Source organism: Gillisia marina (assembly GCF_000258765.1).
Taxonomy (GTDB): domain Bacteria; phylum Bacteroidota; class Bacteroidia; order Flavobacteriales; family Flavobacteriaceae; genus Gillisia; species Gillisia marina.
This window is the reverse complement of the sequence record NZ_AJLT01000075.1, coordinates 1-361: the sequence shown is the minus strand read 5'-3', so window position 1 is coordinate 361 and position 361 is coordinate 1. Positions and strand designations below refer to the sequence as shown.

1 protein-coding gene is annotated in these 361 nt (G+C 32.4%); it reads left to right on the top strand.

The annotated features are described in order from the left end of the window. A partial coding sequence (locus ON07_RS15655) for a sodium:calcium antiporter (protein ID WP_010232424.1) occupies positions 1-327 on the top strand: 327 nt, incomplete at its 5' end. Between the last annotated feature and the right edge of the window lie 34 nt (positions 328-361).

Here is a 361-nt window from a genome sequence, read left to right as displayed (position 1 = left end):
GCCTCTTCACTAGCGAAAAAATATAATGTATCTGACTTAGTTATTGGTTTAACAATAGTTGCTTTTGGTACTTCCGCACCTGAATTAGTGGTCAATTCCATTGCTTCTATAAATGGATATCCAGATATTATATTAGGAAATATTATTGGGAGTAATAATTTCAACTTGTTCATCATTCTTGGAATAGCAGGTTTAATTTACCCTATAACCGTTCAATCCTCAACTGTTTGGCGGGAAATTCCGATTTCATTAGTAGTAGCTATAGTACTATTATTACTAGCAAATAATTTTTTTTTTAGCTCAAACTTCCCAAATATCAAGAATTGATGGCGGGATATTAATCATAGGTTTTGCTGCGTTT